The organism is Streptomyces sp. NBC_00667 (assembly GCF_036226825.1).
Taxonomy (GTDB): Bacteria; Actinomycetota; Actinomycetes; order Streptomycetales; family Streptomycetaceae; genus Streptomyces.
Map to the genome: position 1 here is coordinate 6,650,173 of NZ_CP109022.1, position 24,604 is coordinate 6,674,776.

27 protein-coding genes are annotated in these 24,604 nt (G+C 72.9%); 8 read left to right on the forward strand and 19 right to left on the reverse strand.

Features of this window, described 5'->3' with window-relative positions:
• Positions 1-939 (reverse strand): NAD-dependent epimerase/dehydratase family protein, encoded by a 939-nt coding sequence (locus OHA81_RS30115; protein ID WP_329201149.1) that lies wholly within the window; start codon positions 937-939, stop codon positions 1-3.
• Between the two features lie 70 nt (positions 940-1,009).
• Here OHA81_RS30115 and OHA81_RS30120 point away from each other — a divergent pair, with 70 nt between their 5' ends.
• Positions 1,010-1,951, forward strand: coding sequence for a LysR family transcriptional regulator (locus tag OHA81_RS30120; RefSeq protein WP_329201151.1), 942 nt, complete (start codon positions 1,010-1,012; stop codon positions 1,949-1,951).
• A gap of 42 nt (positions 1,952-1,993) precedes the next feature.
• Positions 1,994-2,623, forward strand: a complete 630-nt coding sequence (locus tag OHA81_RS30125; protein WP_329201153.1) for a class I SAM-dependent methyltransferase — start codon at positions 1,994-1,996, stop codon at positions 2,621-2,623.
• Positions 2,624-2,671: 48 nt separating this feature from the next.
• On the opposite strand, the gene OHA81_RS30130 is transcribed toward OHA81_RS30125, so the two are convergent.
• Positions 2,672-3,703 (reverse strand): M56 family metallopeptidase, encoded by a 1,032-nt coding sequence (locus tag OHA81_RS30130; RefSeq protein WP_329201155.1) that lies wholly within the window; start codon positions 3,701-3,703, stop codon positions 2,672-2,674.
• A gap of 9 nt (positions 3,704-3,712) precedes the next feature.
• Positions 3,713-4,096, reverse strand: a complete 384-nt coding sequence (locus tag OHA81_RS30135) for a BlaI/MecI/CopY family transcriptional regulator (protein ID WP_329201156.1) — start codon at positions 4,094-4,096, stop codon at positions 3,713-3,715.
• Positions 4,097-4,330: 234 nt separating this feature from the next.
• Here OHA81_RS30135 and OHA81_RS30140 point away from each other — a divergent pair, with 234 nt between their 5' ends.
• Positions 4,331-5,167 (forward strand): undecaprenyl-diphosphate phosphatase, encoded by an 837-nt coding sequence (locus tag OHA81_RS30140; RefSeq protein WP_329201158.1) that lies wholly within the window; start codon positions 4,331-4,333, stop codon positions 5,165-5,167.
• Positions 5,168-5,302: 135 nt separating this feature from the next.
• On the opposite strand, the gene OHA81_RS30145 is transcribed toward OHA81_RS30140, so the two are convergent.
• A complete protein-coding gene (locus OHA81_RS30145; RefSeq protein ID WP_329201160.1) occupies positions 5,303-5,797 on the reverse strand; it encodes a cupin domain-containing protein in 495 nt (164 codons plus the stop codon).
• An 80-nt stretch (positions 5,798-5,877) separates the two neighbouring features.
• On the opposite strand from OHA81_RS30145, the gene OHA81_RS30150 reads away from it, so the two are divergent.
• A complete protein-coding gene (locus tag OHA81_RS30150) occupies positions 5,878-6,729 on the forward strand; it encodes a LysR substrate-binding domain-containing protein (RefSeq protein WP_329201162.1) in 852 nt (283 codons plus the stop codon).
• Between the two features lie 78 nt (positions 6,730-6,807).
• On the opposite strand, the gene OHA81_RS30155 is transcribed toward OHA81_RS30150, so the two are convergent.
• Both OHA81_RS30155 and OHA81_RS30160 read right to left on the reverse strand, forming a co-directional pair.
• A complete protein-coding gene (locus tag OHA81_RS30155; RefSeq protein WP_329201164.1) occupies positions 6,808-7,200 on the reverse strand; it encodes a cupin domain-containing protein in 393 nt (130 codons plus the stop codon).
• Positions 7,197-8,651, reverse strand: coding sequence for an MFS transporter (locus tag OHA81_RS30160; protein WP_329201166.1), 1,455 nt, complete (start codon positions 8,649-8,651; stop codon positions 7,197-7,199). Before OHA81_RS30160 ends, OHA81_RS30155 begins: the two co-directional genes overlap by 4 nt.
• A gap of 56 nt (positions 8,652-8,707) precedes the next feature.
• Here OHA81_RS30160 and OHA81_RS30165 point away from each other — a divergent pair, with 56 nt between their 5' ends.
• Complete coding sequence (locus OHA81_RS30165; protein ID WP_329201168.1) at positions 8,708-9,373, forward strand: TetR/AcrR family transcriptional regulator; 666 nt, start codon at positions 8,708-8,710, stop codon at positions 9,371-9,373.
• 60 nt (positions 9,374-9,433) lie between these two features.
• Here OHA81_RS30165 and OHA81_RS30170 read toward each other — a convergent pair whose 3' ends face one another.
• The 11 genes from OHA81_RS30170 to OHA81_RS30220 all read right to left on the reverse strand — a co-directional run bounded on the left by OHA81_RS30170 (position 9,434) and on the right by OHA81_RS30220 (position 20,758).
• Positions 9,434-10,219, reverse strand: a complete 786-nt coding sequence (locus tag OHA81_RS30170) for an alpha/beta fold hydrolase (RefSeq protein WP_329201170.1) — start codon at positions 10,217-10,219, stop codon at positions 9,434-9,436.
• Between the two features lie 145 nt (positions 10,220-10,364).
• The gene (locus tag OHA81_RS30175) at positions 10,365-11,783 is read right to left on the reverse strand and encodes a HAMP domain-containing sensor histidine kinase (protein ID WP_329201172.1); all 1,419 of its coding nucleotides are present in this window, start codon (positions 11,781-11,783) and stop codon (positions 10,365-10,367) included.
• Positions 11,780-12,502, reverse strand: coding sequence for a response regulator transcription factor (locus tag OHA81_RS30180; protein ID WP_329201174.1), 723 nt, complete (start codon positions 12,500-12,502; stop codon positions 11,780-11,782). Before OHA81_RS30180 ends, OHA81_RS30175 begins: the two co-directional genes overlap by 4 nt.
• Positions 12,503-12,579: 77 nt before the next feature.
• Positions 12,580-13,326, reverse strand: a complete 747-nt coding sequence (locus tag OHA81_RS30185; RefSeq protein ID WP_329201175.1) for a hypothetical protein — start codon at positions 13,324-13,326, stop codon at positions 12,580-12,582.
• Entirely contained in the window at positions 13,323-13,865 is a 543-nt protein-coding gene (locus tag OHA81_RS30190) for a TlpA family protein disulfide reductase (RefSeq protein WP_329201177.1), read from the reverse strand. The genes OHA81_RS30185 and OHA81_RS30190 overlap by 4 nt, the downstream gene beginning before the upstream one ends.
• Before the next feature lie 99 nt (positions 13,866-13,964).
• On the reverse strand, positions 13,965-14,738 hold the full coding sequence (locus OHA81_RS30195) for a thioredoxin family protein (protein WP_329201180.1): 774 nt from the start codon (positions 14,736-14,738) through the stop codon (positions 13,965-13,967).
• Between the two features lie 399 nt (positions 14,739-15,137).
• Positions 15,138-15,698: a hypothetical protein gene (locus tag OHA81_RS30200; protein WP_329201181.1), complete on the reverse strand. Its 561-nt coding sequence runs from the start codon at positions 15,696-15,698 to the stop codon at positions 15,138-15,140.
• A 121-nt stretch (positions 15,699-15,819) separates the two neighbouring features.
• On the reverse strand, positions 15,820-16,611 hold the full coding sequence (locus OHA81_RS30205; RefSeq protein WP_329201183.1) for a CAP domain-containing protein: 792 nt from the start codon (positions 16,609-16,611) through the stop codon (positions 15,820-15,822).
• Positions 16,612-16,909: 298 nt separating this feature from the next.
• Positions 16,910-17,671 carry a maleylpyruvate isomerase family mycothiol-dependent enzyme gene (locus OHA81_RS30210; protein WP_329201185.1) on the reverse strand — a complete coding sequence of 254 codons (762 nt, stop codon included), beginning with the start codon at positions 17,669-17,671 and terminating at the stop codon, positions 16,910-16,912.
• A 291-nt stretch (positions 17,672-17,962) separates the two neighbouring features.
• Positions 17,963-19,156 (reverse strand): serine hydrolase domain-containing protein, encoded by a 1,194-nt coding sequence (locus OHA81_RS30215; protein WP_329201187.1) that lies wholly within the window; start codon positions 19,154-19,156, stop codon positions 17,963-17,965.
• 255 nt (positions 19,157-19,411) lie between these two features.
• Entirely contained in the window at positions 19,412-20,758 is a 1,347-nt protein-coding gene (locus OHA81_RS30220; protein ID WP_329201189.1) for a YihY/virulence factor BrkB family protein, read from the reverse strand.
• 507 nt (positions 20,759-21,265) lie between these two features.
• Between OHA81_RS30220 and OHA81_RS30225 the strand changes: the two genes are divergently transcribed.
• Complete coding sequence (locus tag OHA81_RS30225) at positions 21,266-22,045, forward strand: maleate cis-trans isomerase family protein (protein WP_329201191.1); 780 nt, start codon at positions 21,266-21,268, stop codon at positions 22,043-22,045.
• Positions 22,046-22,167: 122 nt separating this feature from the next.
• On the opposite strand, the gene OHA81_RS30230 is transcribed toward OHA81_RS30225, so the two are convergent.
• Both OHA81_RS30230 and OHA81_RS30235 read right to left on the reverse strand, forming a co-directional pair.
• Positions 22,168-22,974, reverse strand: a complete 807-nt coding sequence (locus OHA81_RS30230) for an SDR family NAD(P)-dependent oxidoreductase (RefSeq protein ID WP_329201194.1) — start codon at positions 22,972-22,974, stop codon at positions 22,168-22,170.
• A 4-nt stretch (positions 22,975-22,978) separates the two neighbouring features.
• A complete protein-coding gene (locus OHA81_RS30235) occupies positions 22,979-23,443 on the reverse strand; it encodes an SgcJ/EcaC family oxidoreductase (protein WP_329201196.1) in 465 nt (154 codons plus the stop codon).
• A 193-nt stretch (positions 23,444-23,636) separates the two neighbouring features.
• Between OHA81_RS30235 and OHA81_RS30240 the strand changes: the two genes are divergently transcribed.
• A complete protein-coding gene (locus OHA81_RS30240; protein WP_443056717.1) occupies positions 23,637-24,098 on the forward strand; it encodes a MarR family winged helix-turn-helix transcriptional regulator in 462 nt (153 codons plus the stop codon).
• Between the two features lie 58 nt (positions 24,099-24,156).
• Positions 24,157-24,501 carry a hypothetical protein gene (locus OHA81_RS30245; RefSeq protein ID WP_329201198.1) on the forward strand — a complete coding sequence of 115 codons (345 nt, stop codon included), beginning with the start codon at positions 24,157-24,159 and terminating at the stop codon, positions 24,499-24,501.
• The last annotated feature ends 103 nt before the right edge of the window (positions 24,502-24,604 follow it).

Below are 24,604 nucleotides of genomic sequence, written 5' to 3' on the forward strand. Positions count from 1 at the left end.
TCAGGTGGTGGGGGACGGTTCGGTGGTGAGGGCTTCCGCGACGGCGCCTGGAAGCCAGTCACAGGTGTGGGAGAAGGAGAAACCCAGTGCCTTGGCCCTGGCGTTGCTCATGGCGTAGTGGCGGTCGACGGAGAACGGCGACGCCTCCTCGCCCGCCGGCACGCTCCGGAAGACCGGTCCCCGGCCGGCCTGCGCAGCGACGACCTCGGCGAGGCCTCGTGCGTCGAGCGGCCCGTCCGAGCAGGCGTTCACCGCACCGGTGAAGTCGGCCGCGGTCGCCCACAGCAGCAGATCCGCCAGCTCCTGGTAGTGGATGAAGACCGTGGGCAGCGCGTGCGCATGCACGGTGACCTCTTCGCCCCGGGTGATGCGTTCGACGTAATGAGCCAGCCGGCCGGTGAACTCCCGCCCACCGCCGCCGAGGACGTGGGCGCTGCGCACACTGGCGAACGCGAAGCTGCCGTCACGGGTGAAGACGGCCTCCGCCTGGCGCTTGCCCTCGGCGTAGTGCGCCTCGAGGTATGCGTCGTCCTGCCAGGGCAGGTCCACGGCCACGGGCCAGGTGGCCGGGTCCACGGTCTCCTCCGCCACCGGCGTGCCCGCCGGGACCGCCGGCAGTTCGGCGGTCCCCGGGTCGTAGACCTCGATCGTGGAGGTCATGACGTAGCGCCGGGCGCGGCCGGCGAAGGCGCGGACGGCGATCTCGGCCTGCACGGGGGTGTAGCAGACCTGGTCGACGACCACGTCGAAGGTGCGGGAGCCCAGCGCGGCGGTGAGCGCGACCTCGTCGTTGCGGTCGACGACGAGGTGCTCGACACCGGCGGGCGGCCGGCTGGAACCCCGGTTGATCACGGTGACCCGGTGGCCCGCGGCCTGCAGACGTTGTATCAGGAGCTTGCCGAAGTACCGGCTTCCGCCGATGACGCAGATCTTTTGCATGCCGCCATCCTGAACGTCTACCGTCATCAGCAGAAGTGCCGATCTACTGAGGACGCATGAAGGAAAACTGTTGATCGATGTGCAGCGGCTGCGCGTCCTGCGGGCGGTGGCCCAGCACGGTAGCTTCAACCGGGCGGCCACCGCCCTCCGTCTCACCCCCTCGGCCGTCTCCCAGCACGTTGCCGCCCTGGAGCGCAGCCTCGGCGCCCGGGTCGTCGCCCGGAGCACCCGCGGGGTCACCCTCACCCCAGCCGGCCAGATCATGGTCGGCGCCGCCGAATCGGTCGCCGCAGAGCTGGAACACGCACAACAGCGGGTCGACCAGCTCACCACCGGCCGCACCCGGCTCACCGTCGCCACTTTCACCAGCGGCGGCAGGCTCCTGCTCCCCGGCGCTCTCGCCCGGCTCACCGCAGCCCATCCCGGCGCCGTGCTCCACATAAGGGAAGGTGAGCCCGAGACCACCCTGCCGCTCGTCCGGCAGGGCGCCGTGGACCTCGCCCTCGCCTATCACTTCGACGGCCCGTTGCCCGTCGGGCCGGGTCCCAGCTCCGGCCTGGAGTGGACCCACATCGTGGAAGACCCGTTGCACGTCGTCCTGCCGCAGGAGCACCGACTCGCCGGCAGCGAGGTGCTCGACCTCGCCGAGCTGGCAGCGGAGCCCTGGGTGCTCGGCTGTCTGAAAACCGAGGCGTACCTGCGCCGTTACGCCGAGCGAGCCGGCTTCGACCCCGAGGTGCGCGGCACGACCACCGACTACTTCTTCGCCCGCACGCTGGTCGCCGCCGGCTTGGGGATCTCGCTGATCCCCTCCATCGCACTCGACCCGGAGATCCCGGGCCTGCGCACCGTTCCGGTCAAGCCGCCGGGGCCGGTCCGGCACATCGGTGTCGCCGCGATCGGCCGTGGCGACCGGCCCCACGTCACGACCCTCATCCAAGCCCTCCGTGAGGAGGCGGTGCGGCAGCATCAGGGGCGGCGGGCCGCACACCTTCCGCCGCCCGTCCCGTGATCACGTGACGGCATGAACGGCGCGGATGTTAGCTTCGTCCCCGTGGCGGAACACCGGGACGTGACCAGGGCGGCCTACGACGGGGTCGTCGACCTCTACGCGTCGCTGTTCGCCGACCGGCTGGAGACGCGGCCGTTCGCCCGGGCCATGGTGGGCACCTTCGCCGAACTGGTCCGCGGCTCGGGGAACCTGCGGACAGCCGACGTCGGGTGCGGTCCGGGACATCTGACGGCGATGCTCCACGACTTGGGGCTGGACGCCTTCGGACTCGACCTCTCCCCGGGCATGGTCGGCCACGCCCGGCGGACCCATCCGGGGCTACGGTTCGACGAGGCGCGGATGGAGGCGTTGCCGGTCGAGGACCGCACGCTCGGCGGTGTGCTGGCCCACTACTCGATGATCCACACCCCGCCCGGGGAACTGCCGGCGCTGCTCGCCGAGCAGGCGCGCGTCCTGGCACCCGGAGGACTGCTGCTGGTCTCGTTCTTCGCGACGGAAGGACCGGAGCCGGTCCGCTTCGACCACAGGGTGGCTCCCGCCTACAGCTGGCCGGTGGACCGGTTCGCCGAGTTGCTCGCCGGGGCCGGGCTCGCGACTTCCGCGCGGCTGCTCCACGACCCGGCCTCCGAACGGGGCTTCCTCGACGCCCACTTGCTGGCCCGCCTCCAGTAGGGCGTCCCCGCGTCCCCGGGTGCCCGCCGTACCGGACGCGTGGCTGCGTCACGAGCCCGCAGGCCGCACCACCGCACCGGCGGCGCCGCCGGCCGGCGGACGGTGTGGGGGAGAGGTCCCCGCGGGGTGGCGCGCGGCGCCGTGCCGGGCCAGGTCCAGGAGGGTGTCCAGGTCGCGCGTCGCCTCGAAGGCGCACAGGGCCGTCGCCAGGAGCAGTGCGACGATCGCGGCGATCAGCACGGTGCGGCCGCGCAGGGGCGGCGTCAGCAGGGCGGCGACCCGACGCGGTACCGGGCCGGGTTCAGCGGGGGTGAACCGGCCCAGGACGCCGAGCGCGGCGGCGGGGATCCAGCCGCGGGCGCGGGTGCGCTTGGCGGCCAGGGCCGCCTTGCCCACGGTGCGGGCCACCTGCCGGCGGTCGCCGACAGTGGTGGCGGCGCTCTCGTCGGCCCAGCGTTCGACCGTGTAGGACACGGTGGGGACGAGTGGCCGCAGGAAGGGGTTGGCGGCCGCCGCGAGCTGGGTGAACGCGACGAACACGTAGTGGTGGTGGGTGAGGTGAGCCCGCTCGTGGGCGAGGAGCACCTCGTGCTCGGCGGTGTCGAGGGCGTCCAGCATGCCGGTGGAGACCACGATGCGGCCAGGCATCCCGGGGAGGGCGTACGCCTCGGCCGCCGGGTCTTCGACTACCACCAGCTGGTCGTGGCCCGGCATGCAGGCGGCTTCCGCCGCGGAGGCGGCCAGCGTGCGTACCCGGCGCCAGAGCATCACGGCCGCGGCCGTGGCAGTGGCGGCCAGCACGGCGCAGGCGAGGAGACCGACGGACAGCGAAGCCGGATCGTGGCGCTGGGCCACTTGCGCCGACCAGCGCCCGTCGGCCAGCCGTGCGAGCAGGGGGAATCGGATCAGCGCGGTGATCGCGAGCACGCCGAGGGCGAGGCTGCTCGCCGCGGCCAGCACCACCGCGCCGAGCGTCAGCAGCCAGGTGGCCAGTCGGGGCGGCAGTCGCTCACCCAGTGGCCGAGCGGCCAGGGCGGCCGACACCGGGAAGAGCAGGAGCAGGTACACGGCGAGACGCATCAGGGAGCCTCAGTCACCGAGGTCCAGGAGCTTGCGCAGCAGCTGCTCGTCGTCGTCGGAGAGGTCGTCGACGAACCGGGCCAGTACGGCCTCGCGGTCCGGGCGGCCCTCCAGCACCTTGCGCATCTCGTGGGCGGCGAGGCCGGATGCGTCGGCGATGGGGGCGTACGCGAAGGCGCGCCCCCGAGGGCTGCGCCTCAGCAGTCCCTTGGCGTAGAGCCGGGACAGGGCGGTGACGACGGTGCTGTACGAGAGTTCGCCGCCGAGCGCGTCCTTGACCTCGCCCGGGCTCAGGGCCTCGGGCGCGGCGCGGTGAAGCGTGTCGAGGACTTCGGCCTCCAGCTCGCCTTTGCCCCGGCCGCGCTTGGGCGGGGTGGGTTCGTGCACGGACACGGTCTCTCCTCCTGCGCCGTCTTCTGCGTTCACGTAGATGTTCTACGTTGCCGTAGAAGCTCATCCCGGAGTCTGTCATGCCCGGCAGCCACCGTGCAGGGCCGGGTGCGGGTCCGGGACGTCCGCACACCCGGGTTTTGCGTTCCCCCGCTCATCTTCTACAGTCCTGTAGAACTTCTGCGGGTCCGGCCGAGGAACTGCTTGCCGCTACCACCACGAAAGCGATGGACCCCTATGAGTGCTATCAGCGTCGGACAGGCAGCCGTCCTCGGCGTCGTGGAGGGAGTGACCGAGTTCCTGCCCGTCTCCTCGACCGGCCACCTCAAGATCACCGAGGGGCTGATGGGCATTCCCGTCGGTGAGGCCTCCGTGGTCGGCTTCACCGCGGTGATCCAGGTCGGCGCGATCGCCGCGGTCCTCGTCTACTTCTTCAAGGACATCGTGCGGATCGTCTCCGCCTGGGGTCGCGGCCTGGTCGACCGCGAGGAGCGCTACCACCACGACTACAAGTTCGCCTGGTGGGTCATCTACGCCACCATCCCGATCGTCGTCGTCGGCCTGGCGGCCAAGCCGCTGATCGAGGGCCCCCTCGCCTCCCTGTGGGTCGTTGCCGGGTCGCTCCTCCTCGGATCCGGCCTGATGTGGGCGGCCGACCAGATGGGCCGCCACAAGCGCGGCGAGGACGACACCGGTCTCAAGGACGCCATGCTGGTCGGCTGCTCCCAGATCCTCGCCCTGCTCTTCCCGGGCTTCTCCCGTTCCGGCGCCACCATGTCCACCGCCCTCATCCTCGACCTGGACCGCGTGGCGGCCACCCGCCTCTCCTTCTTCCTCGGCATCCCGGCCCTGACCGGCGCGGGTCTGTACGAACTCAAGGACGCCGTCGGCGCCGGAGTCGATCCCCTGCCGCTCGTCGTGGGCACCGCCGTCTCCTTCGTCGTCGCGTATGCCTCGATCGCCTGGCTGCTGAAGTTCGTCGCCAGGCACTCCTTCAACGCGTTCGTGCTGTACCGGATCGTCGTCGGTGTCCTGCTGTTCGCACTCCTGGGCACCGGAGTGCTCACCGCGTGACCGCCTCCGGGTGCATGCCGTGCCCGGCCGGCCCCGGTCCGTTTCGCCATCACGGCCGGCCGGTGGCCAGCCACAGGGTCACGACCGCGGTGGCGATGAGGGCGACGTTGAGCACGACCCGGCGGTCCTCGCCGGTCAGGCGAAGTCGGTGGCGGGCCCGGTGGCATAGCGGCTCATGACCTCCATGCCGGCCCGGGGCGTCAGCGGCGTGCCGTCGGCGGTCAGGCTCTGGAGGTCACGGAAGTACTGCACGTACAGGGCCGGGGTGAACGTGCTGAGCATGACCGCGGGCTGGTCGGTCATGTTCGTGAAGGTGTGCGGGGCGCCGGGCGGGACCATCACCAGCGTGCCCGCGGTCGCGTCGTGGTCCTCACCCCCGACGGTGAACCGCACCCTGCCGGAGACGACGTAGAAACCCTCGTCGTGGAGGGCATGGCGGTGCTGCGGGGGTCCGGCGGTGTGCGGTGCGAGCACGGACTCCGTCATTCCCAGACGGTGACCGGTGTGGCTGCCGTCTTCGAGGACGCGGATGCGCGTGGTGCCCAGGACGATCATCTCGCCGTCGTCGGGGCCGACCACCGATACGGCGGGGGCGGCCTGCGGCTCACTGGTCTTCGCTTCGTCGGTCATGCTCCCAGTGCAGCGCCGCAGCCCTGCGGGTGTCCAAGACCTGTTCCGCCGAGCGGATGCCTTGACGGTATCGTCGCAGCGTGGAGCTACGTACCCTGCGCTACTTCCTGGCGGTCGCCGAGGAACTCCACTTCGGCCGGGCCGCCGCCAGGCTGCACATGAGCCAGCCGCCGCTGAGCCGGGCGATCAAGCAGTTGGAGGCCGAGACCGGCGCCCTGCTGCTCGTCCGCTCCCCGGCCGGCGTCACGCTCACGCCCGTTGGGACAGTGCTGCGCGACGAAGCGCGAGCCCTGCTCGCCCAGGCCGACCGTGTCCGCGCCCGCGTGACCGCGGCGGCCGGCGCCGCGACCCTCGCCCTCGGCATCCTGGGCGACAGCGCCGACCCCGCCCTCACCAGGCTGGCGGCCGTCTTCCGGCAACGGCACCCCGGCGTCGACATCCGCATCCGCGACGCGGACCTGACCGACCCGACCTGCGGGCTGCGCGCCGGACTGGTCGATGTCGCCCTGACCCGTGCCCCGTTCGACGACACCGCACTGACCGTGCGTCAGCTGCGCACCGACCCGGTCGGCGCGGTACTGCGCGCCGACGATCCGCTGGCCGGTCGCGACCACCTGAGCCTGGCCGACCTGGCCGGCCGCCGTTGGTTCCGGTTCCCGCAGGGGACCGACCCGGCTTGGCAGTCGTACTGGAACGGCGGCGAGCCGCGCGAGGGCCCGGTGGTGCGCGTCGTCCAGGAGTGTCTGCAAGCCGTGCTGTGGAACAGCACGGTCGGCCTGGCCCCGCTCGGGCACGGCCTGCCCGAAAACCTCGCCGTGGTTCCGTTGACCGACATGGCTCCGAGCCGCGTGGTCGCGGTGTGCAACGACGGTGACGCCAATCCGTTGCTCCACTCGTTCATCGAGATCGCGACCGCCGTGTACCGCCGTTGAGCGGCTCCGGAGCGAGCGGTCGCGCGGGCGGCGGTCGTGCCGGCCCCGGGTTCGCCCTTTCTCCGTGCCGGATGCCGGTCAGCGGGTGTCGGTGCGCTCTTCGAGGCGGGTGCCGTGGCGAAGGGTGATCGACATGAGGTCGCTCGGTGCGTCCAGTTCCAGGCGGTGCCAGCGGCCGCGGGGAACGATCACGGCCGTACCCGCGGGCAGTTGTACCGCCTCCGGGGGTTCATCGGGTCCGGCGGCACGGAGGTAGAGGCGCACGCCCCCGGTGAGGCAGCAGACTGCTTCCTCTGCCTCCGGGTGCATTTCCCAGTGGTCGGCGTGTACGTCGGCGTCGGTCTCCGCACGGAACGCTGCGACGTGCCAGGCGCCGGCGTCGCTGGCCGTCATCTGCCGTCCGGTTGCCCGGACGTGGCCGTCAGGGGAGAAGTGGAGTGCCGAGTCGAACAGGTTGACGGGTGCGGTCATCGTGACGGTGTCCCTTCCGGCTGGGTCTCTGTGGTGAGGGCGGATCGCGGAGCGGTCGTCGCCGTCCGGCGGCGGGGGAGTACGGCGAGGGCGACGGCTGCGGCGAGCAGGAAGAGCGCGGCGGCGACCGCCAGGCCCAGGGCGTAGCCGTCGCTCAGCGCGGCGGGGCTGGTGGCAGCGCCGGTGTGGTGTGCCGCGAGGGTCGCGAGGGCAGCCAGGCCGATGCAGCCGCCGAGTTGGCGGGAGCTGTTGAAGACACCGGAGGCCGTACCGGCCTCGCGGCGGGTGACGCCGGTGGTCGCGGCGGCGGCGACCGGGGCCAGGACCAGTCCGGTCCCGACGCTGGTGAGGAGGGAGGGTCCGAGCACGTCGGCGAGGAAGCTGCCGTCCGGTCTGATGGAGGCGAACCAGAAGAGTCCCGCGGCGGCCAGCAGAGCGCCGGGCACCAGGGATGCGCGCGGGGAGCGGGAGGAGGCGATCCGAGTAGCGACGACGGTGCCTGCGATCAGGCCTGCGGAGAAGGGCAGGAATGCGGCGCCGGTCGCGGCGGCGCCCAGGCCCAGGACCTGCTGCATGTACAGGGACACGAAGTAGAAGGCGGCGAACTGCCCGGCCGCCGCGAGGAACACCAGCACGTTGGCACCGGCGATCCGGTGACTGCGCAGGAGCCCGAGGCGCAGGAGCGGCGCGGAGGTCCTGGATTCGGTGATGAGGAAGGCGGTCAGCACAACGACCGCGGCGGCGAGGGTCACCAAGGTGGCCGGGGAGGCCCATCCCCGTGCCTCGCTGCGCACGACGGCGAACACCAACAGGCCGGTTCCGCCGGTGGCCAGGACCGCGCCCAGCACATCTGGCCCCTCCCGCCTGGCCGGAGGCGTTTCGGCGGCAGCGCCCGGGGGGACCAGGGCGAGGGCGGCCGCGACGACGGGCAGGTTGATGAGCATGATCCACCGCCAGCCTGCGTACTGCGTCAAGAGTCCTCCCACGAGCACGCCCAGTGCACCGCCCGCAGCGTTGACCGCGCTCCACACCCCGAGTGCGCGGGTGCGCTGGGGGCCCTCGGGGAAGGTCGTGGTCAGCATGGCCAGGGCGGCCGGAGCGGCCGTGGCGGCACCCAGGCCCTGGCCGGCGCGGGCGGCTATCAGTTGCCAGGGCGCCTGGGCCAGCCCGCCCGCCAGGGAACACAGCCCGAAGACCGCCAGTCCCAGTACGAAGAGCCGACGCCGGCCGAACAGGTCGCAGGCGCGGCCGCCCAGCAGCAGGAGTCCGCCGAACGTCAGCGCGTACACGTGCACGACCCAGGACAGGTCGAGCGGGGCGAACCCCAGCGCCACTCGGATCGCGGGCAGCGCCACGTTGACCACCGACATGTCCAGGGCCATGACGCACTGCGCGACGGCAACCGCCGCCAGCACAACCCCTGATGAGTGCCTGCCTAAGTTTCTATACATGTAAGAAAAATAGGGGAGAGGTGCCTCGCTGTCGACCCCCGGGGGATGATGGGGGCATGCCGCAACCGACCGCACCGCGCAAGACCCCCGGCCGACCTCCCCGCATCTCCCGCGAGGAGATCATCCGGACGGCCTTGCGGATCCTGGACGAGCAAGGCGTGGACCGGCTGACGATGCGGCGGTTGGCCACGGAGATCGGCAGTACACCGATGGCGCTCTACCATCACGTCCGCGACAAGGACGAACTGCTCGTCCTGCTGCTGGACGACTACGCGACGCGGACGCTGCACCGCCCCGAATTGCCCGCCCGGCCCCGCGATCGGGTCATCGTCGCCGCGGACGCGATCCACGGGGTCCTGGCCGCCTGCCCTTGGATCGTGACGGTCCTGACCGCCGACGACCTCTTCTCCAAGAGCGCTCTGTGGTTCGTCGATCAGATCGTCGACGGCCTGGTCGAGTGCGGACTGACCCTCGACCAGGCCGTGCACGGGTACCGTGCGATCTGGCACTACACAGCCGGAGAGATCATGGTCCGCGCGGCGTCCGCCCGGCGACGCGCGGAGGACGACCGCCCCACCTACAGGTCGGCGGTCTTCGCGGACCTCGTCCCGGACGAGGTTCCCCGGTTGGCTCAAGTCGCAGACCGGTGGGAGGCGTTGACCGCCCAGGACACCTACGTGGAAGGGCTCCGGGCCCTGGTGGACGGCCTCACCACCCGGTAGCGAGGACGCGCCGCCGACACGCCGGCCCCTGCCCACGCGGCCGCCGGCAGGCCGCCGTGGTCACAACGAGCCGAGGAATCCTCGGACCGCCGAGGCGAAGCCGGCCGGGTCGGTTTCGTGCACGGTGTGTCCTGTGGGAAGGTCAGCCCGGTGAGTGCCGGGGCGTCGCGCCGCCATGCTCCGTGCGTGCCCGGCGCTGAGGACCCGGCTGCGGCTGCCGCGGACGAGCAGCGCGGGGCAGCTGCCGGCGAGCCAGTCGTGCCAGTGGTCACCGTTGAGCTGCCGCTGGGAGGCGTTCATGCCCTGCGGGTCGAAGGCGAGGCCCCACCCGTCGGGGTACTCGCGGACGGAGTCGGTGAGGTAGCCGGCCGAGGGGCCGAGTGCTTCCAACAGCGCGGTCCGGGTCGGCGCCCGGTCCGGCCAGGGCAGGCAGAAGGACAGGTCGCCCTCGACCTCGGCGCCGATGTCTTCGATGACCAGGGCGCGGACGAGTCGGGGATGCCGGGCGGCGAGCTGGTAGGCATTGACGCCTCCGAGCGAGTGTCCGAGCACGACGGCATTGCTGATGCCCAGGTTCTCCAGGGTGCTCGCCGCGTCCTGGACGTAGCCGTTGCGGGAGTAGTCGGCGGGGTGGTCGGAGTATCCGTGCCCTCGCTGGTCGAGAGCGATGATGCGCCAGTGGTCGCCCAGTTCGTGGGCCAGCCGCGTGAAGGTGCGGCCCTCTGCGAAGTGCCCGTGCAAGGCGAGCAGGGGCTGTCCCGGGCCGCCGAAATCGAGGAAGGACAGGCGACGCCCGGCCACGGTCGTCGCTGCACGCCTCGGCTCGGGCCCGGTCGTCGAAGTCATGGGCGTAGCTTGCCATTCGCCGGGATGCCGCTGCGCCTCCGCAGAGCCCTTGCTGACGGCGGACGTCCCGGCCGGCCCGAGCCGGGGCCACCCGCAGGCCGCCCGTCCTCGACCCGGCACTCCCGGCGGTCTGACCGCCCGCAGATCAGCTCCGGCGCAAGCCCCGGCGGGCGCGCGGCCAGCGCGGCCGCCGCCGGGACGCGCGGGAGGGACGTCCGGCCGGGGCCGAGGGGGCCAGCGCGAACGTCACGGCGATGTGCGCGCCTCCCAGCCCACCGCGGGAGATGTGCATCGAGCCGCCCGTGACGGTTGCGGCCCGCTGCGCGATGTCGAGTCCCAGTCCGCTGGAACCGCTGCTGCTCCCGCGGGCCAGGGCGCGGTCCGGTTCCGGTATGCCCGGTCCGCCGTCCTCCACGACCAGGCGCACGGCATGGACCGTGCGTACGACGTGGACGGCGAACGGCGTGCCCGGGGCCGTGTGGCGGAAGACGTTCCCGATGAGCGCGTCCACGACGGCGGCGAGGTCGTCGTCGGACAGGCTGACGGCCGTGGGTTCCTGGGTCACGTCCAGGGAGCAGGACCGGTTCTGCTGCTCTGCCAGGACGGACCAGAAGGCAGTGCGCCGGCGCACCACTTCGGCCGCCTCGCAGCGGGGACCGGACACGCCGGCGGCCGCGGGGGAGGCGGAGGGCGGATCCCCCGCGAGCATGCCCTGGCCCATCGGTCCCACGGCGAGCGGGGTGCGCGCAGCGGCGATGATGGCCTGGAGTTCGGTCTCCAGCTCGCCGACCGCCGCCTCGACCCTCGCCGACTCCGGCGAGCCGACCATGCGTTCCGACGCCAGGTGCAGGGCGGTCAGCGGGGTGCGCAGCCGGTGGGACAGGTCGGCGACGAGTTCGCGTTCCACAGCGAGCAGTTCGGTCATGCGGTGGGCCATCGCGTTGAAGGCGACGCCTGCGTCGCGCAGCTCCGCGGGGCCCATCGGCTCCACCCGGCTGTCCAGGTCGCCCTGGCCGAGTGCGCGCGACGCCTGCGCGAGCCGCTTCGACGAGGTGACGACCTTCGCGCCGAGGCGGTCGGCGACCAGCACGGAACCGCCGATCAGTCCCACGGCCAGGAACAGCATGACCGCCCAGGACTCCTTGACCCCGTGGGTCAGTTCCGCCTCGGGTACGAAGTTCTCGACCACGGCGACCTGGTCGCCGGGCAGCACCACGGGCTGCAGGCATATCCAGCCGCCCGGGATCTCCTGGGAGATGGACTCCCGCCCGCGCTGGGCCCGTTCGAGCAGGGCCCTGGGGGCCCTCGAGCTGCCGAGGGGACCGGAACCCGGCAGATGGACGACGAGGCGGTCCGCGGCGTCCAGGCTTGCGGTGGACTCCCGCAGCGCGGTCGGGTCCGAGGTCAGGGTCAGGACCGGCGCCAGGGCGGCGGCGCGCTGTTCGGCCGCGGTGACGGCCTGTTCCTTGACCAGTGACAGCACCAGGGCGGCAAGCGGTATGAGGAAGGAGAGGGCGACCATGGAGGTCACCGCGAGCGCCACTCCGGCCAGTGAGCGTCTCACCGCGGTGCCACCAGTTTGATGCCGACACCGCGGACGGTCAGCAGGTAGCGCGGAGCCACCGCGCGCTCGCCCAGCTTGCGCCGCAAGGACGACAGGTGCACGTCGACCGTCTGGTCGTCCACGTACGGCTCGCGCCAGACCTCGTTCAGCAGCCGGCGTTTGGAGACGACCTGACCGCGGTGGTGGGCGAGGAACGCCAGCAGGTCGAACTCCCGGCGGGTGAGGCGCAGCTCCCGGCCGGCCAGGTGCGCGGTGCGGGCGCCCGGGTCCACCGCCAGCTCGCCCACGAGGACGGGGCCCAGCGGACCGGCCGCGGGGGCCACGGGGGCGCCCGCCGCACCGGCGGCGGCGGGAAGCTGCCCGGTCCGCCGCAGCACGGCGGACAGGCGTGCGATGAGCTGCCCCCCGGAGAAGGGCTTGACGAGGTAGTCGTCGGCGCCCGCGTTGAGGAGGGCGATGATCTCGGTCTCGTCGTCCCGGGCGGTGGCCACCAGCACGGGGACGGAGGATATGCCCCGGATCATGCGCAGCGCGTCCGCCCCGTCCAGATCGGGCAGGCCCAGGTCGAGCACCACGGCGTCGACGCGCGACTGGGTGACCTCCCGCAGGGCGCCGAACCCGTCGGCCGTGCTGCGGACGGCGTACCCGTGCTCCGCCAGGACCTCGATGAGTGACTGGCGGATGCTGGGGTCGTCTTCCACGACCAGGACGCTCGGCATGGGGACACCTTAGGGGCTCGGTCGGAAGGCCCCGCGGGCGGCGGACCCGGAAGCCGGTGCGCCGTCACGCCCGCAGGCTAGGAGGCGTCGAAGACCGCACCGTCGCCGGTGACGTGCAGGCGTACGGGACGGTCGGAGACGGGGATGGTGCAGCCCTCCTGCGTGCTGCAGCTGGCGTAGCCGAGCAGTACCGTCGCGGAGCCGTCTCCAGCGGCGCGCACGGGCAGCGCGGTCGTGACGGGGCCGTCCGGGTAGACCGGCACCGCGGCGTCGACCCCGGCCACGGCGATCGACCGTACCTGCGCGGCGGCCGTCAGCCTGCCCGTCGCCACCAGGGCCCCGGAGACGGCCACCGAGGTCGGTCTGCCCACCCCCTCCACGCCGGTGGGCGGCAGGTCGGTGCTGTAGAGGTGGAAGCCCTTGCCTTCGGGGGCGAACACCGCGGTGAGGGTGCCCGACGAGGCGTGCCACTCGGACACCGTGAGGGTGACGGTGACCCCGTTCTCGGTGAACCGCGCCGTGGGGGCGGGGGCACCGGAGGTTCCCGCGGGCTGGGGTCCGCATGCCGCGAGGGCGGCCAGGCACACGAGCGCCGCGACGGTTCGAACCGTCCGGGCGCGCCTCGGGTCCGCGGAAGGGTTCGGCGCATGCGACTGCAGCCGGTACCCCAGGTCCCGCCACACACCGGCGGCCAGGAGCACACCGGCGAGTACGAGCAGCCCACCACCGGCCCGCAGCAGCGCGCCGGCCGCCGTCCGGCCCCGGTGCCCGCCGCGGGCCCGCGCCAGTACGGCGGCGCTCGCCCACTGCGCGGCCGTCGTCATGCCGCCTCCCGGGCCAGGCGCGCGAGCAGCGGCCGCAGCTGGTCATCGGTGACGGCGCCCCCGATGGCGACGGCGACACGTCCGCGCCGGTCGATCACGAGCGTCGAGGGAACGGACTGCGGGTCGAGCAGCGCCGGAGGGAAGCGCAGCAGCAACTGCCCGTCGGGGTCGTGGATGCTCGGGAAGTCCAGCGCGTGTTCACGGACGAAGGACCGGGCGGCCGCCCTGTCCCGGTCCCGGACGTCGATGCCGAGGAACCGCACTCCCGCGGAACGGGTCTCGACGCCGAGCCGCGCCAGCTCGTCGGCCTCCGCGCGGCAGGGACCGCACCAGGAGCCCCAGACGTTGAGCACGACGACCTGACCCCGCAGCCCGGCCAGGCTCACCGGCTGCCCGTCCAGGTCGTCACCGGCCAGCTCGGGTGCGTCGGGGCGGATGCCGGGGTCCAGGGCCTCGGCCCCGGCCCCGGCCGCGGTCCGGACGACGGCGGTGCCGCCTTGCGCAGAACCGGTGCCGGGATCCTCACGCGGGGCCCCCACCGGCGGCGATGAGGCAGCCGGCCACGGCCACCGCCCCGGCGCCGGCCAGGGCGACGGCGTACGCCCACGTAGCGGCAGGCCGCCCCGGCGCCGGTGGTCTCACGGCGCCCACTTGCGCAGGAAGGAGTTGATGCCGTCGGAGGTGAGGGACGGATTGCCCGTGACGTGGGTGTCGGTGCGCACCGTGCCGGAGGGGGAGACGACGACCAGCACGGGCATGGTGTACGTGCCGCCCGAGGGGCTGTACTTGCGCAGCAGCGCGGAGTTGGCCGAGCTGTTGCCGCCGATGTCGACCTTGACCAGGTGGTACGAGGCCCCGAGGATCGCGGCGGTCTGCGACTGGCCGAACACCTTGTCGGCGGCCTTGCAGTTGCCGCACCAGTTCGCGCCGAAGTCGAGCAGCACCGTCCGGCCGTCGGCCTTGGCCGCGCGCAGCGCCGCGTCGATCTGCTTCTGCGCGTCGGCCGAACTGTCGTAGCCCGGACCGGGTACGGGGGCGGCCGGAGCCGCCGGGGCGGCCGCAGTGGCGTCGCGGGACGGCTTGGCGGACGCCGCGCCGCCGGCGGCGGCGGCGGACCCGGCCCTGGCCGTCGGTGAAGCGGCCCGGACGGTGGCGGAGGCCGAGGGGGACGCCGACGCGGTCGGCGACGCCTCGGGGGACGCGGTGGCGGAGGCCGTCGCGGAGGGCGGGGACTGCACGGACGATGCGGCGGTGGACGGGGCGCCGGCTCCGACGGGCGGCGTGGCGGGTCCGCAGGCGGCGGTCAGCCCGGCCGCGACCACCGCCGCGGCGACCAGCGGCAGCCGCGTTCCGGCGGGCGCGGCGGAGCGGGACGCTGCCGTACGGCGTTCGGTGCGGACGGGTCGGAGCATGCGAGAACTCATGGCGAAGACACCCCAAGGCATGGTTCGGTCTGTGGAGCGGCGAAGACGTCGCCCGGCACGGTGGGAACCGGCGGCGGGGCGGTTCGCCGGGGATGTCGCACCCCGGCGCCGTGGCCGCTCGGTGACGCGAGCATAGGGCGGCGCGGGGCCGAGGGAACGGCCTCGGCGTGATCTTGAGGTTGCCCTAAGGAACAGCTCACCTTCCGCTTCGCCGGAACCCGGTCCACGGGGGGACAGAGGGCGGTGAACCCGGCGGAAGGGGCTGATGGGTGAGAGAGCGGCACGAACCGGCCGACGTCGGGCGGCTCTTGCGGACTTCGAGACCTCGACCCGTGGAGATCTCGGGGTTCGCGCCCTCGGCACCTCGGTCATCGCGACCTATGGGTCTCAGAACGACGTTTCGCGGACGCCGGCCTTCGCCGCAGGCTCGATGGTCGCGGTGATGACCGAGCGGTGGTCGTCGCTGGTGAACGTGACCGTGAGGGTGTCGTCCGATGTCTGCGAGGTGGTGGCACGGAAACCGCGGCTCGGGATCGCGGAGATCAGGCACACGCCCCGACTGCCGTACCGGACCGTGGCCTTGCCGCCCTGCGAGGGGACGGTGTGCAGGCCCGCTCCGCCGTCCTCGCAGTCCACGGAGGTCTTGGATGCCGCGGTCCGGGGCAACGCCGAGGAGCTCTTGGCCGGGGTAGGAGCCGCCGGGGAGGACGGCTGCGCCGACACCGTGGGCGGGGCCACGGCGGACGGGGACGGCGACGGCTCGCTCGGTGCGGGGCTCGTGCCGGCCTGCCACGCGGGCGGCGTCTCGATGACCACCGGGGCGGACCGGGCCACCGGGGGTGTGTGGCGGGTCGTGCCGACCACGAACCGGACCGTGCCGAGCACGGCGGCCACGCTGGCGGCCGTGCACGACAGCCATATGAGCAGGTAACGCGGAATCCGGGGCACGGCCCCATAGTGAACGACGCGCGGGCCGCGCCGTCATCGAGGGCCGGTGAACGCCGACGTCCCCGACCCGCGGACGGGCCGCAGGACAGGGCCGTACCGGGATCGGGGGGCCGAGGGCCGCCTACCTCGGGGTGCCGAAGTCCTGCGTCCACCACGGACCGCCGTCGCCCTTGTGGACGCCTATACCGATCTCGGTGAAGGCGCAGTTGAGGATGTTGGCCCGGTGCCCGGGGCTGTTCATCCAGGCGTTCATGACCGCGTCGGCGTCGGCTTGGCCGCGGGCTATGTTCTCGCCGAGCCGGGACCAGCCGTACCCGGCGGCCTCCACCCGGCTGGTCATGGTCGACCCGTCGGGACCGGTGTGGGACATGACGCCGCTGCGGGCCATCGTGTCGCTGTACGCCCGCGCGGCGGCGGTCAGGGCGGAGTCCGTGGCGAGCGGGCCGCATCCGGCGGCGGCCCGCTCCTTGTTGACGAGGGCCAGGACCGCGGATTCGGTGCCCTTGTCGGCGGTGCCGGAGCCCCCGGACCCGCCCGATCCGCCCGATCCGCCCGATCCACCAGTTCCGCCGGACCCGCTGCCCGTGGTCCGGGCAGGCTTGGGCTTGGGTGTGGGCGTGGCCTTCTCGGGCTCGGGGGTCTGCGACTCGGCGGGGGCGCTGCTCTGCGCGGCCGACGGCGTCGCGGGAGTGGGGGATCCCGTGGCCGAGGTCGAGGGGCTGGGGGAGGCCGGGGCAGGAGTCTGCGTGGCCGCGGGGGCGCCGGTGCCCGCTCCCGCCGTCTTCGACACCGCGCCCGCGGCTCCGTCGGCCCGCGCGTCCGGGTGGCCAGCACCGTCGGAGTCGGCCACCGCGACCCCGACCGCCACCGCAGCGGCCGCGGCGGTGACCGACAGCACGATGCGCGTACGCACGGTCTTCCTCCGCCGTGACTCGACGCGGGACGGGACGACGGGAGTTCGGCTACGGCTCATGCCGGTCACACCTCACAAGGCTGGGAAAGCAGGGGAGTTCACCCGAGCCTAGGCCCGTGACCAGCGCAGACCGCGCCGTGGAGGCGTTCTTCAGACTCCCTTAAGGAAGCCCGCAGGCCCACCTCAGGGACGAGCCGGACCATCCCCGGGACGCCGTACCGTCCGCACGTCATCCGTCCCTCGCGGTCCGGGCGCGCCGACACGTGCCTGCCGATGGTGCTCTTCAGGTGGTCCGGGCCTAGAAGGCGGAGTGGGTGAACCAGTGGGCGAGCAGGTCCGGGTCGCCGAGCAGGTGGAAGGCGTCGTCCTGGCGGTCCAGGCGGCCGTAGAGGAGCAGCAGCAGGTCGGCGGCCGTTCCCTGGACCGCGGCGTCCGCAGTGCCGGGCCCGTCGCCTTCGGCCACCAGGGCGAAGCCGTCGGGGCGCAGGCCGACCAGCCAGTCGCCGTCGCCGTCCGTGCAGGTGAAGCGAACCGCCCGGTGAGGGGCGCGGAGTTGGGCGGTCAGCGGCGCGAAAGGAGACGCGAACGGCAGGTTGGTGAGGAACTCGTCGATGCCGTCGACCGCCAGCGCACGGTCGATGTGCGGGGAGAGTCCGAGTGCGAGCTGGGCGTCGGCTCGGTGGACCAGGGTCTCGAACAGCATGCGCCGCACCCAGAACCGGGCGTGCTGGTCGACTCCCCAGGCCCACATCGGTGCGTCAAGGTCGGTGGCGGCGAACACCTCGGCGGCCTCGCGCGCACTCGCGGCCAGCCAGCCGGGGAGGCCGTCCGGTTGCTCCGGCAGGCGGAGGTCCACTTCGCGGCTGGTCGGCGGCTGCTGGACGCGGCGGCGGAGCAGCTCGGTGAACCAGCGGTGCACGCTGCCGACGTGTTGCGTGAGGTCCCCGACGGTCCAGCCGGGGCAGGTCGGCACAGGGGTGGAGAGGTCGGCCGCGGTGACCGTGGCGACGAACTCGGCGGTCTCGGCCGCGACGGCCGCTGCGTGCTGGGCGGGGTTCATGTGCGCCTTCCTCTGGTGGTGCTGCCCCGGCGGGCGTCAATGCTTAATGATATGGATAGTTTATGTCATTAAGCAATGTGAAGCCAGTCGGGTGAGCGCCGGCCATCGGTGCGCTTCGGGGGGAGGGGCGCGGGCAGCGGAAGGGCAAGGGCCGTCCGAGCGAGCCGTTTCAGCGGCCACTGGACGTTCCGGGGCAGCGGCGGGGGAGAACGACGGCCGTCGGCCGTTCCCGTCGCCGCGGTGATCCACGGCACTGCCGGGGCGGGCCGTTCGGATCGGGGCCGGGCCGGTTCAGTGGTCCTTGAGGAGTGCGCAGGCGAAGTCCTCCTGGACCGTGCGGAGTCGGGCGAGCAGTGCGGGCTTGTTGCTCTTGCTGGTCTGGGTGTTGATGGAGAACGTGAGGGAGCGGGTGCCGTCCGGGGTGGTGGCCGCGAGCTGGGTGTAGCCGGGGAAGTTGCCGGTGTGACCGTAGAGGACGCCGCAGCGGGTGGTGTACTGGTAGATCGCGAGCCCTGCGGCGTTGGTGCCGGGACCCGCCGGTTCCGAGGAGTCGCCCGGGCGGAAGGTGAGCTGCTCCTTGCGGGTCTTCTCCGACAGCAGGGCGGGGCCCCCGTACGCGCGGATGAAGACGCCCAGTTCCCTCGGGGTGGAGACGATGCCGCCGGAGGCCCATACCCCGGAGGCGCTGAGGGCCTCGCTGACGTCCTCGGGTGCGGCGCCCGGGGTGACGTCGTAGCCGTGCAGGTACGGCCGGGGGAGCCGGTAGCCCAGGGGCAGGCTGGTCTGCCGCAGGCCGAGGGGGCGGTACACGAGGTCCTTGAGCAGGTCCTCGTAGCGACGGCCGGTGGCCGCCTCGGCCATGAGCGCCACGGCGATGTTGTCGGAGTTGGAGTACTCGTACAGGGTGCCCGGTCGGAACTGCAGCGGCTCGTCCGCGACGAAGTCGAGGAGGGTGCGCGGGTCGAACAGGTGGCGGGGGTCGGCCTGGAGGATGCTCAGGAACTCGGGGTCGGTCGTGTAGTCGGGCAGGCCGCTGGTGTGCTGGAGGAGCTGGCGCAGGGTCACCGCGTGCCAGTCGGCGGGCAGAGCGGGCAGCCGCTCCCCGATGGTGTCGTCGAGGGAGAGGACGTTCTCGTCGACGAGCCGGAGGGCCACGGCCCCGCTGAGCGCCTTCGCGATGCTGGCGATGCGCATGTGGTCGTCGAGGTCCGGCCGCCGTCCCGTGGCGACGTCCCCGACACCGGCGGTGTACACCTGCGTCCGGCCGCTCCTGGTGAGTACGGCGATCGCCCCGGGCGGGCCGTCGTCCTGGGCGACGAGCCGTTCGAGTCGCTGCTGGAGGCGCTCGTCGTGGTCCGGGCGTCCTCCTGCGGCGCCCGGACCCGCGCTCGCCGCCTGCGCGGGCGGGAGGAGCGCGCCGAGCGCGGCGGCGGTGAGGGCGGCGGCGGACAGGCCGGTGCGGAAGCGGCGAACGCGGGTGGGCACGGGTGTCTCCCGGTGTGGAGCGGTGTCGGCCGGCGGGTGGTGCGGGCCTTGCGGTACCGCGTGCTTAGCAGCCGTGCGTGCGTGCCGGACACGCGCCGCGCGCGGCCGGGTCCGGTCGGCGGACACGCACGTCCCCCAGGCGTGGCGTGTCGCACCTCGGTGCCGCACCGGGGGCGTCACAGCCCCTCCTGCGTCGGGTCTGCCGCTTCTTCCGGATCACGTCGCCGGCGGACCGCCGTAGCACGGAGCGCCCCGTCACGGACGACTCGGCCCGCCGCTCTCCGGTACCGTGCGGGCGGCCTCGTCCCGTGGGTCGGCGGTGGTCCACTGCCGCACGCACGCGGCGTCCAATCCGGTCTCCGCAGTGATCAGCTCAGCGGGGACACCGGCGCGGTGGGCTGCTCGCGCGGCCCGCTGCAGGTCGGCGATCCGGCCCGCCAGCCCGTGCTCACGCGCCACCTCGGGAGCCGTGACCAGCATGCAGGCTTCGGCGGCCAGGTGTCGCATCGTGGACCGCAGCCGTTCGCGGGCCAGCGTCGGGTCGAGGGCGGACCGGTCTTCCTGCGGCCCGTCGGTCTCGCCGGAGCCGGATACCGGGTTGGGAGCGGACGCCGCGTCCGACGGTGGCGGATCGGTCAGCGGCTGCCGGTCCGCCTCGGCGCTGAACCTCACCGCCACCGTCTGCTCCGGTCGGCGTTCCTCCATCTTCGCCAACAGGACGAACGCGGCTTTGTCCTGCGCGGTGAAGGGGGGCTGGGTCATCGAGCGCGGCCACAAGCGGTAGCGCAGGACCACGTTGATCTCCGCTGCGAGCAGCGTCAGCCGGGCACCGATGTACAGCCAGGACAGCAACCCGATCAGGATCGCGAAGAAACCGTAGATGTCGCTGGCGTGGGATATGGCATGGCGGACGTAGAACGTGCCCGCTGCCTGTAGCACCTGCCAGAAGGCGGTGGCGAGCGCCGCGCCCACCAGGACGTCGCGTACGCGCACCGTGGCCGCGGTCAGAACGGTGAAGGCGACGAGGAAGACCCCGAAGTTGACCAGTGCCGCCACCGCCCACGTCCACGGCCCGGCGAGCGCTCCGAGCCCGGAACCGAGGCCGGCCAGTGTGGTGGACATCAAGATCGCCAGTCCCAGCAGCACCAGGACCGTGAAGCCCCGCAGCTGCCGGCCGACGTACCCCGGCCAAAGCTTGAACGGAACGTTCCATATGGTGTTCATCGCGTTCAGGGACGCCTGACCGAGCCCCTGGGTGCCGTACACCGCGCCGAGCAGACCCAGTACCAGCGCCAGGCCGCTGCCGCGCAGGGGGTGTGCGGAGCTGCGCAACTGGCTGCCGAGGACGGGAAAGTTGGCCAGCGCCGAGGTCACCAGCCGATGCTCGAGAGCAGGGTGCCCACCGAGCACGAAGCCGAGGATCGTCGAGAACAGCAGCAGCAGAGGAAAGATCGCGAACATCCCGTACCAGGCGATGAGCGTGGCCTTGCCGCCGGCCTGGTCATTGCCGAACTTCTGCATGACCGCGAACGGCAGCCCCAGCACGGCGTGGCGCTGTTGGAACTGATCGACGCGCCGTACCACAACCTCCGCGCGGTTCATCACGCCACCTCCGGGCAAACCTGCAGACGAGGGCCTCCCTCCCATCGTGCTCCTGATCGACCTCGCGCAGCCAGGCAGGAGCCGATCATGGGGGGAGGCCGCGTGCGTGTCCGCTCGTCGGCGTCATTGCTCTACGCATGTGCAAAGTCACTGCGCCTTCGTGAGCGCCGACGGCCCTGGGGGCGGTCCGGTCGGCCCCGTGCGTACCTCCTCGGCCGCCGGCCGCCCGAGGATGACGTACGGATCTCCCTCCTGCTCTCGTGGCTGCGCACCCGGACGGTACGACCCGCCGACGCCGAGCCGTGAGCTCCTCGGGCACGGACGCCGTTGGTCGACAAGGCCGGCCGTGCGGGCCGGGTGGTGACGCGGTGGCCCGGCGAGGCGGGTGCCCTTGCGGCCGGGCGGCCGGTGGGCCCGTCGGCGTGGCGATTCCGCGTTGCCGGCGGGTGGCGGGGACATGATGGGGCCTCAGGACGCGTGCTGCTGCGGATGCGGAGGGCGAATAGGGTGTACCGACCCGACGGCTGGGACACGCGGGTGCGGATCGGAGTGCTGACCCCGCATGCCGATGTAGGGCCGGAGTCGGAACTGCGGGCCATGACACCCGGCGACATCGGCATCCACGCGGCCAGGGTCCCCTTCGGCGCGATGCGATCAGGCGGCGCCATGGATCCCACGATCGCGCTCGCTCCCGTACGGGCCTTCGCCGAACCTCCGCATGTCGACGCCGCGGCGGAGCTGCTGGCGGCAGCGCCCGTCGACGTGCTCGCGTTCGCCTTCACCAGCTCGGCGTACGTGATCGGGGCCGCAGCCGACGCGGCGATGCTGGACCGGCTGTCCGCTCGGGCGCACGGCCTGCCGGTCGTCGGTACCTGCTCCGCGACGACCCTGGCGCTGCGGGCCGTGGGGGCGGACCGCATCGCCCTGGTCGACCCGCCGTGGTTCAGCGGAGAACTGAACCGTCTCGGCCGGGCCTACTACGAAGCCGCGGGCTTCGGTGTGGCGTACGCCGCTCCCTGCTCGCTCCCCAGCGGGCAGCAACTGATCCGGCCCGCCGACCTGCACGACTGGGTCGTGGCCCACGTACCGGCCGAAGCCGAGGCCGTGGTCATCGGCGGCAACGGATTCCGCGCCGTCGGAGCGGTGGAGAGCCTGGAACGGACGCTGGGACGACCTGTGCTGACGGCCAACCAGGTACTGCTGTGGGCCGCGCTCCGCGCAGCCGGAACCTCAGCCGCCGCCATCGACGGGTACGGGCAACTGTTCTCGCGCGCTGCCGACCGGTGATGCCACCGCTTACACCGAACCAGCCGGCGCAGCGCCGGCTGGTTCGGTGAAGGCGCTGCGCCGGAGAACCGGGCGCCGGGCCGCGGCGAGCCGGGCCCATCCGGTGCGGCGCCCGTCGGACGTCACCGGCGTGTCCGCCGGCCGGTCTTCTCCCGGGCGAGCAGGGCGAGCGCCAGGCGGCGGGGCAGGAGCCGGGCGGCCAGGGCGAAGAGGCGGTTGGCCGCGCCCGGGACGACCGTTGGTCCGGTGCCCGCCCGCAAGGCGTGCAGTGCGGCCGCGACGACCTGGTCGGGTGTCCGGACGAACGCGGTGGGCACGTCTTCGTGCCGCTGGGACTCGGTCACCGTCATCCCGGGGCAGAGCGCCAGCACGCGGACCCCGCTGTGGCGGTGTGCCGCCCAGAGCGCCTCGGTGAGGCTGGTGGTGAACGCCTTGGTGGCGCTGTAGACGGCGAGGTCCTGCTTCGGCGTCCGGCCGAGGGTGGAGGACACGTTCAGCAGCGCGTCCCCGGGACGGGCCCGGGCCAGGAAGGCGTGCGTCAGGACGGTCACGGCACGGCAGTTCAGGCGCAGCATCTCCTCCGCCCGCTCCAGCGGCGTGGCGGCGAACGGGCCGGCCGTTGCCGTCCCGGCGTTGTTGACCAGCAGGCGGGGGCGGCTGTCGGCGATCAGTTCGGCGGTGCGGCGCAGTCCGTCGTCGGCGGCGAGGTCGGCGGCGAGCCACTCGTGCCCGGGGCCGAGTCGTGTCGTGAGCGCGCGCAGCCGGTCGGCGTCGCGGGCGACGGCGATCACGCGGTAGCCGTCCGCGGCCAGCCGGTGGGCGAACGCCCGTCCTATGCCGGCGCTCGCCCCGGTGACCAGCGCCGTCGGCCGGGCACTGACGGGCGGGTGCGGGTCGGGGTGCGGGTGGGCGGCGGTGGTGTCCGGCACGGGGTCAGCCCGCAGCGGGACGGGTCGCGGGCTGGGCGCGGAAGGAGAAGGCCTCCATCAGTGGTCGGCGGGCGGTCTTCTGCACGGCCGCGACCCGCCACCGCCCGGCCGCCCCGCGGACGATGACGTACGTGGCGACCTTGCCGAGCCGGCCCGGCTTCGCCGCCTGCTTGCGCACCGCGCCGCGCGTCACCGCCACGGCGGTGTGCGGGCCGTGGAACCGCAGGTCGACGACGTCGAGGTCGAGCCGGGTGCCCTTGAGGAAGCTGTCGAACAGCGCCTGGTGCGCGCGGCCGATCTCGGCGCCGCCGCGGTACAGGGTGCCCACGTAGGTGACGTCGGTGGCGTCCTCGGTGAAGCAGTCCCCGTACGCGGCTCCATCACCGGCTGCCCAGGCTGCGGCGCTGCGGCGCAGCAGGGCGTGGACCGCGTGAGTCTCCTCGGGGCGGGCGGGCTGCTGGATCGTCATGCCGGTTTCCTCCGAAGGGTGAGTGCGAGTAGCGGGTGCCGACGGCGGAGGTGTGGGCGCGTCCGGTATGGAGGTGTTGGTGCGCACGCTCTCCCCTCCGTGGTAGCTTCCCAGAAGAAGATGATTCAGTTAAGCATCTTCTTCTCAGGGGATTTCTCTTCTCTGAGGAAGGGATTAGGGAGTGGGGACGCCCGTGTCAACGCACGCCATGCCGCCCGGGGCGAGTGAGACCTACCGCCGGTACCTGAGCGCCGTCATGCTGCACGGCCACGCCAGCGCCAAGGCGTGCGAGCTCGGCGCCACCGACCTGTACGCGCTGAACATCCTGGGGCTCACGGGTCCCATGACCCCCGGCGAGCTCGGGACGCGCACTGGTCTGACCACCGGCCCCACCACCCGGCTGATCGACCGGCTGGAGTCCGCCGGGTACGTGCGCCGCGCGCCGTCCCCCGACGACCGGCGCAAGGTGATCGTCGAACCGGTCGGCAAACCCGCCGGGCTCGACGAGGCGATGGCCCCCGCCCGGCAGCGGATCGGTGAACTCCTCTCCGGCTACACCCCCGAGCAACTCGCCGTGCTGTTCGACTACTTCGCCCGCGCCGCCGACGCCTACCAGGACGCCGCCGAGCAACTGCGCGACAGCGAGTTCCACTGACACCCCGGCAGTTGCACCCTCCTAACAGGCCCCTGACCGGTTCGCGGATGCGGTGAGCGTGGCACCGCAGTGTCCTCGCGCCGCCGGCCACGACCTGGCCCACCACCACGGCTTGGAACTGGTCTTCGGTGACCCGGTGATGGTCAGTTGCCCGTCCGCGTTCCACGATCCCGCCTTCCGCGCCCCGACGCCCGACGAGCCCCTGCGGGTCGCCCGTCAGCTCGGAGGGACGACGCCCGTCGTGGTCGCCTTCGAGGCGGACGCCGGTGGGCAGGAGCCGGTCTCGTGCCTGATCGCCGCGGAGCGACTCGACATCGTCCGGGAAACGGTCCTGCGCTACTGGCGCGAGGATGCCGCCCCCGGTCAGCGCTTCGCCCCCTGGGTGCGGCCCCCGGACCAGTAGGCGGCCCCTGGTTGTCGCGCGTCGTCAGGGCGGGGCGCGCGGGTCGGCCCCAAGTCGGTTCCCTCTGCCCCGGGCGCTGCGGCAGCCGGTGGAACCCGGCAGG